Annotated in this window: 6 protein-coding genes and 2 pseudogenes; 3 read left to right on the top strand and 5 right to left on the bottom strand. The window is 71.4% G+C overall.

Annotated elements, in window-relative coordinates:
* Positions 1–560, top strand: a pseudogene (locus tag AC0IW9_RS29885) (AsmA family protein); the annotation flags it as partial.
* A gap of 3 nt (positions 561–563) precedes the next feature.
* Here AC0IW9_RS29885 and AC0IW9_RS29880 read toward each other — a convergent pair.
* The 4 genes from AC0IW9_RS29880 to AC0IW9_RS29865 form a co-directional block, all read right to left on the bottom strand.
* Positions 564–776 (bottom strand): PsiF family protein, encoded by a 213-nt coding sequence (locus AC0IW9_RS29880; protein WP_471651950.1) that lies wholly within the window; start codon positions 774–776, stop codon positions 564–566.
* A gap of 68 nt (positions 777–844) precedes the next feature.
* Positions 845–1,456, bottom strand: a complete 612-nt coding sequence (locus AC0IW9_RS29875; RefSeq protein WP_471651949.1) for a hypothetical protein — start codon at positions 1,454–1,456, stop codon at positions 845–847.
* Between the two features lie 89 nt (positions 1,457–1,545).
* On the bottom strand, positions 1,546–2,715 hold the full coding sequence (locus tag AC0IW9_RS29870; protein ID WP_471651948.1) for a mandelate racemase/muconate lactonizing enzyme family protein: 1,170 nt from the start codon (positions 2,713–2,715) through the stop codon (positions 1,546–1,548).
* Positions 2,712–3,707, bottom strand: a complete 996-nt coding sequence (locus AC0IW9_RS29865; RefSeq protein ID WP_471651947.1) for an NAD(P)-dependent oxidoreductase — start codon at positions 3,705–3,707, stop codon at positions 2,712–2,714. Before AC0IW9_RS29865 ends, AC0IW9_RS29870 begins: the two co-directional genes overlap by 4 nt.
* Positions 3,708–3,819: 112 nt before the next feature.
* On the opposite strand from AC0IW9_RS29865, the gene AC0IW9_RS29860 reads away from it, so the two are divergent.
* Together AC0IW9_RS29860 and AC0IW9_RS29855 are read left to right on the top strand one after the other, a co-directional pair.
* The gene (locus AC0IW9_RS29860) at positions 3,820–4,026 is read left to right on the top strand and encodes a hypothetical protein (RefSeq protein ID WP_471651946.1); all 207 of its coding nucleotides are present in this window, start codon (positions 3,820–3,822) and stop codon (positions 4,024–4,026) included.
* Entirely contained in the window at positions 4,023–5,450 is a 1,428-nt protein-coding gene (locus AC0IW9_RS29855; protein ID WP_471651945.1) for an amidase, read from the top strand. The genes AC0IW9_RS29860 and AC0IW9_RS29855 overlap by 4 nt, the downstream gene beginning before the upstream one ends.
* A gap of 50 nt (positions 5,451–5,500) precedes the next feature.
* Here AC0IW9_RS29855 and AC0IW9_RS29850 read toward each other — a convergent pair.
* Positions 5,501–6,178: pseudogene (locus tag AC0IW9_RS29850) on the bottom strand (hypothetical protein); the annotation flags it as partial.

The raw sequence follows: 6,178 nt of genomic DNA, 5'->3' as shown, positions 1-6,178 counted from the left end.
GGGCGGGCTCGCTCGGCGGGGTCGGGCGGATCGACGCGGTGGGCAAGTCGCTGTCGGACATGCTGGGGCATGGCGATGGCGAGCTGACCCTGGTGACGGTGGGGGGGGAGCTGTCCTCCCTGCTGGTCGATCTCTCCGGGCTGCAATTCGGCAATGCGCTGCTGTCCGCCCTGGGGATCCCGGCGCGGACCAAGATCGAATGCCTGATCGGCGACTTCGTGCTGCGGCGCGGCCAGCTCACGACCCGCAGCTTCCTGCTGGATACCGAGGGCTACGTGGTCGATGGCACCGGCGCCGCCGACCTGCGGCGGGAGCTGCTGGACTGGCGGCTGCGGACCTCGAGCAAGCACTTCACCGTCGGCTCGCTGCCGACGCCGATCGGCATCACCGGCAGCTTCAAGAACCCCTCCATCCTGCCGGAGGTGGGGGAGCTGGCGGCACGCGGCGGCGCGGCCATCGGGCTCGGCATCCTCTTTCCGCCGCTGGCGCTGCTGCCGACCATCCAGCTCGGCGTCGGCGAGAACAGCGACTGCGAGCGGCTGACCCGGCGCCGCCGCTGAGCCTCAGGCGGGTGGGGTGGCCCGGCCGGAAAGGCAGGTCTTCATGAAGGCCTTGCGCGGGTCGCCATGCAGCTGCTGGCTGCGGGCCTCGCCGGCGCAGCGCCGCATCTTGGCCTGCTGGGCGAGCTGGGCCGGGCTTGCCTCGCGCCTCTCGGCGGCGGTAGCGGGCAGGGCGACCAGCAGGGCGAGGCCGGTGAAGGGGACGATCCAGCGCATGGCGGCGACTCCGGTTTGATTTCGTAATGAAAGCACCGGTCGGCCCGGCGATCAATCGGCGGGGTGCGTCACGGCATGGCGCCGGCATATTGCTTCACCCCGGCGGCGCGGCGGGTGAAGCCGGACTGGAAGGCGGCGAAATCGGCGGCGGAGGGCCGGTCCGTGCCGGAGAGCGCGCTGTCCCCGGTCTCCCGGCAGATGACGCCGCCCTTCACCTTGTGGACGTCCAGCACCTGGGGCGCGGTCGCATCCAGCAGGTTATGCGCCAGCTCATGCAGGATGCAGTTGGCGACGAGGCTTTCCTTGTTGGTGCTGCTGTTGCCGCGCGGGTCGCCGTTCTGGACGATCTGCCGCAGATAGACCTCCGAGATCACCGCCTTGTCCGCGACGCTGAGCAGGGTGGAGCCGGAGACGCCGAGGGTGACGTCGCCGGTCGCCTTGGTGGCGGCGATGCTGTCGGCGGCGGTGGTCAGCAGGTAGCAGACCAGGTCGCCGGCCACCGGCGCGGCCGCGGTGCCGTCCCAGACGACGCTGGCCCGGTCGTATCTGGCGACGCCGCGGATGGCCTCGGCGAAATAGGCCTGCAGGGCCTCCCCGCAGGCCTTGCGGCTATCGCCGTCGAAGCGGCCGGATAACTCCCCGGCCTTGTTGACGAGGTAGATCCTGAGCGTCTGCGGCATGACGGCTCATCCCTTCGCGTGGTGTCCGATCGTATTCGCAACGGATCGGGCCTGGGTGCGGGAAGGTCGTGACACACGCGATCGTGAGGTCAGGCCGGCCTGCCGTGGCGGGCCAGGAATTCCGGCTTCACGGTGATGCCGAGGCCGGGGCGGTCCGGCACCGCGACGAAGCCGCCCTCGACGGGGAAGCGCTCCTCGATGAGGTCGTGCAGCATCGGGTTGTGGCCGAGCGAATACTCCAGGATGAAGCCGGCGGATTGGCTGGCGGCCAGGTGCAGCCCGGCGGCGAAGGCCGGGGCGCCGGACCAGAGATGCGGCGCGAGGCGCAGGTTGAAGGCCGAGGCGATGGCGCCGATGCGCACCCCCTCGGTGATGCCGCCGGCGATGGCGAGGTCGGGCTGCAGCACGTCGGCGGCGCGGAGCTCGGCCAGCTCGCGGAAGTCGTGCCGGGTGAACTCGCTCTCGCCGGAGGAGATGGGCACGGCGCTGCTGCGGCGAACCTCGGCCTGGCCCTGCTTGTCGTCGGCGCTGACCGGCTCCTCGAACCAGAGCAGGTCGCAATCCTCGACCATGCGGCAGAAGGCCTTGGCCTCGGAGACGGTCCAGGTGCCATGCGCATCGGCGGCGAGGCCGATATCGGGGCCGAGCGCGCGCCGGGCGGCGCGGACCCGGGCGGCGGAGCGGGCAACGGGGCCATCCATGGAGCCGACGCGCATCTTCACCGCGCCGAAGCCGCCCTTCTCGACGTAGCCGAGCAGCTGCGCCCCGATATTCGCCTCGTCGGCCCAGCCGCCCGAGGCATAGGCCGGCATTCGCTCCGCCCGGCGGCCGCCGAGCAGGCGCCAGACGGGGGCGTTCAATGATTTGCCGAGGATGTCCCAGAGCGCGAGGTCGATGCCGGCGATGGCGCTGATCGACAGCCCGCGGCGGCCGAGCGCGGGGAAGACATGGCCGCGGTCGATGGCGAAGCCCTGGCGCGGCATGGAATAGAGCGTGTCCCAGAGCCGCGAGATGTCGCGCGGGTCCTGCCCCAGCAGCAGCGGAGCGAAGTCGAGGTTGATGATGGCGGCGAGCCCGCCGCAGGAAGCGGTGCTGGCGACGCCGGCCTTGGCCTCGCCCCAGCCGGTGATGCCGGCATCGGTCTCGATGCGGACGATCACGCTGTCGAAGCTCGGCTGCTTGCCGAAGTCGGACAGATTCTGGCGCTCGGGCGGGATCGGCACCTGGACCCAGGTGGCCTCGACCTTGGTGATCTTCATGCGGAAAGTCCCAACTGCGCGCGGCGGGCGGCATGGGCTGCGGCCGCTTCCGGGTTGATGAGGTGGTGCGGCGGCTCGCCGCGCAGCACGCGGACCACCTCGGCGGCGGCGACGCTGCTCATCGTCACCGCGGATTCCCGCGACAGCCCGGCGACATGCGGCGAGAGCAGGGTATTCGGGAAGTCCCGCAGCGGATGCCCGGCCGCCAGCGGCTGATGCGCATAGACATCCAGCGCGGCGCCGCCGATGCGGCCCTCGCGCAGTGCCGCGACCAGGGCGGCCTCATCCACCACGGCGCCGCGGGCGACGTTGCAGAGCCAGGCGGTCGGCTTCATCCGGCCGATCAGCGCGGCGGAGGCGAGGCCGGTGGTCGCCGGGGTCAGCGGGCAGGCGAGGGCGATGAAGTCGCTCTCGGCGAACAGCCGCTCCAGCCCGGCATAGTCCACGAAGGGCGGCAGGGCGTCGCGCCGCCGCTGGAAGCCGAGGATGCGCATGCGGAAGCCGTGATGCGCGATCTCGGCGAGCCGCGTGCCGATGGCGCCGAGGCCGACGATGCCGAGCGTGCGGCCGCGCAGCTCGGTGGCGGTCGCGGCCAGGGCCCGGCTGGCCTTCCAGCCCGCCGCCAGATGGACGGCCGCCATGTGCTGCACCTGCCGCGTGGCGGCGAGCATCTGGGCCAGGACGAATTCGGCGACGGCATCGGCATTGGCGCCGGGCACGTTGGTGACCAGCACGCCATGGGCGGTGCAGTTGTCGACCGGGATGAGGTCGACGCCGACGCCGTGCCGGGCCGCGACGAGCAGGGAGGGGCAGGCGGCGGCGAGATCCTCCGGCAGCTTCTGGCGGACGATGACGGCATTGGCCTCGCGGCAGAGGGCGCGGAGCTGATCGGGGCTCTGCTCGCCGCCCGGACCCTCGATGATGGCGCAGCCGGCGTCGCGCAATATCGCCATGCCGGCCGGCTCGATGGCCTCGGTCAATGCCACCTTCATGGCCGCCTCCCAGTCGTTTCAGGGAAGGTTAACCGCCGGGCACGCGGCTTGCTACCCCGGGGCGGAAGGGGCCAGCATGTGGCGCCCAATGCCCGATCGGGGAGCAGAGACAATGGAACCGGAACTCGTGGTGCCAACCATGGAGGCGATCCGCCGCTGGAGTGGCGTATCCGTCCCCAATGCCGCCGCCCGGCATGGCCTTGCCGACCATGTGGCGCTGATCGCCGAGATCGAGGCCCTGCGCGGGACCATGGTCTTCGAGGACGAGCCCAGCACCTTCGAGGCCGCGCTGCGCGAGCTGCAGGAGCCCGCCCGATGAACGCGCCCGTCTCGACCGCCGACCTGGCGATGCTGTCCATGACCGAGGCGGCGGATGCCTTCGCCGCCGGCGAGGTCACGGCGACCGCCCTGGCCAAGGCCTGCCTGGCGCGGATCTATGCGCATGATGCCGCGGTGAACAGCGTGATCCGGCTGGACCGCGACGCGGCGCTGGCGGCCGCCGGCGCGGCCGATGCGGCGCGGGCGGCGGGCAGGCCGCTGGGGCCGCTGGCCGGCGTGCCGATGATGCACAAGGACATGTACTACCGGGAGGGCAAGGTCAGCACCTGTGGCTCCAGGATCCGCCGCGACTTCGTCGCGCCGAAGACGGCGACGGTGCTGGCCCGGCTGGATGCGGCCGGGGCCATCGACATGGGCACGCTCAACATGGCGGAGTTCGCGCAGAACCCGACCGGGCACAACGCCCACTTCGGCGACTGCCACAATCCCTGGGACCTCGCCTATTGCACCGGCGGTTCCTCCTCCGGCTCGGGTGCCGGCGTCGCCGCGCGCTTCTTCTACGCGGCGCTGGGCTCGGATACCGGCGGGTCGATCCGGCTGCCGGCGACGATCTGCGGCGTGACCGGGCTCAAGGGCACGCAGACGCGGGTGCCGCGCACCGGCGTCATGCCGCTGTCCTTCTCGGCCGACAACGTCGGGCCGCTGGTCCGCACGGCGCGGGATGCGGCACGCTTCTTCGCGGTGACCGCCGGGCATTGCCCCGGCGATGCGACCAGCGCGCGGGAGCCGGTGCCGGATTACGAGGCGGCGCTGGACGGGGATATCCGCGGGCTGCGCGTGGCGGTCTGCGAGACCTATTTCCTCGAGGGTGCCGATGCGCCGGTGGCCGCCGCCTTCGAGACCGCCTTGCAGGCGCTCGAGGCCCGCGGCGCGGTGGTGACGCGCGTCACGGCGGAATCCATGCGGGCGATCAACGCCTATACCGCGCTGATCAGCCGGGTGGAGGGCGCGGCGATCCATGCGAATTGGATGCGCGACTGCCCGCAGGATTATGCCATCCACCTCAGCAGCCGGCTCTACGGCGGCTATGCCTTCCCGGCGCATCTGTATGTCGAGGCGCTGTCCCGGCGTGGCCCCCTGCTGCGGCAATTCGTGGCGGAGACGCTGACCGGCTTCGACGTGGTGGCGACGCCGACCCTGAGGACGCGGGTGCCGACGCTGGCGGAGACCGATATCGACGCCGATCCGGAGAACTGGGCGCGCTTCATGGCGGTCTCGGCCAATACCCGGCCCTTCAACTTCCTCGGCCTGCCGACGATCAGCGTCCCCTGCGGCTTCGACGAGCGGGGCCTGCCGATCGGGCTGCAACTGGCCGCGCGGCCCTTCGCCGAGGCGACGGTGCTGCGGGCGGCGGATGCCTTCCAGCGGGAGACGGACTGGCACCGCAAGGCGCCGGTTCTTTAGGCAGCCGCCGCCCCCTGACTCGCACCAGGGGGCGGCCTGTCGTCTTCGCCTCAGGCGAAGAGCATGTCGGTTGCGGCGATCTTGGTGACATGGGCGAGGAAGACGCTGTCGCCGGCGCTGTCGTAGGTGACGAGCAGGCCGCCGACGCCGCCCTCGGTGGCGGCGGCGGTGTGGATATCGGCCTTGGTCAGGCCGACGAACTTCAGCTTGTCGGTGCCGGAGGTGAAGTCCTCGATGGTGACGTGGCCGTCGTTGCGCTCGAAGATGAAGGTGTCGCGGCCGGCGCCGCCGGTGAAGTCGCCGCCGCCGGTGCCGGCGTAGAAGAGGTCGGCGGCCTTGCCGCCGGTGGCGGTGGCGAAGCCGGCGCCGCCGTTCAGCACCAGGCGGACGCCGCCCTCGACGGTGACGGTGTCGTGCCCGGCGCCCAGGGTGACATGGGCATTGGAGCCGGTGCCGTCGTAGCCGGGCTTGTAGAGGCTGCCGTTGCCGGTCTTGTCGTAGTCGGCCAGCGGGCTGAGGCCGGCGGCGGTGATGTGGACGACGTCGTCGCCGGCGCCAGTATTTAGAACCATCTTGTTGCCGCTGATGGTCTCGCTGCGATGGGCGACCCAGGTGATGGTGTCATTGCCGTCGCCCAGCTTGATGGTGCCGTTCTGGGCGCTGACGGCCAGCACATCCAGCGCCTTCGTGCCGGCGGCGCGGAGGTCGAGGTTGGCGGTGACGAAGTT

The sequence above is a fragment of the Belnapia sp. AC561 genome (assembly GCF_979252845.1).
This window is presented reverse-complemented; position numbering and strand designations above follow the sequence as displayed.

Coding starts and splice junctions, on each gene's coding strand:
- AC0IW9_RS29870 (WP_471651948.1), bottom strand. CDS start 2,715: ATGAAGATCACCAAGGTCGAGGCCACCTGGGTCCAGGTGCCGATCCCG.
- AC0IW9_RS29880 (WP_471651950.1), bottom strand. CDS start 776: ATGCGCTGGATCGTCCCCTTCACCGGCCTCGCCCTGCTGGTCGCCCTG.
- AC0IW9_RS29860 (WP_471651946.1), top strand. CDS start 3,820: ATGGAACCGGAACTCGTGGTGCCAACCATGGAGGCGATCCGCCGCTGG.
- AC0IW9_RS29875 (WP_471651949.1), bottom strand. CDS start 1,456: ATGCCGCAGACGCTCAGGATCTACCTCGTCAACAAGGCCGGGGAGTTA.
- AC0IW9_RS29855 (WP_471651945.1), top strand. CDS start 4,023: ATGAACGCGCCCGTCTCGACCGCCGACCTGGCGATGCTGTCCATGACC.
- AC0IW9_RS29865 (WP_471651947.1), bottom strand. CDS start 3,707: ATGAAGGTGGCATTGACCGAGGCCATCGAGCCGGCCGGCATGGCGATA.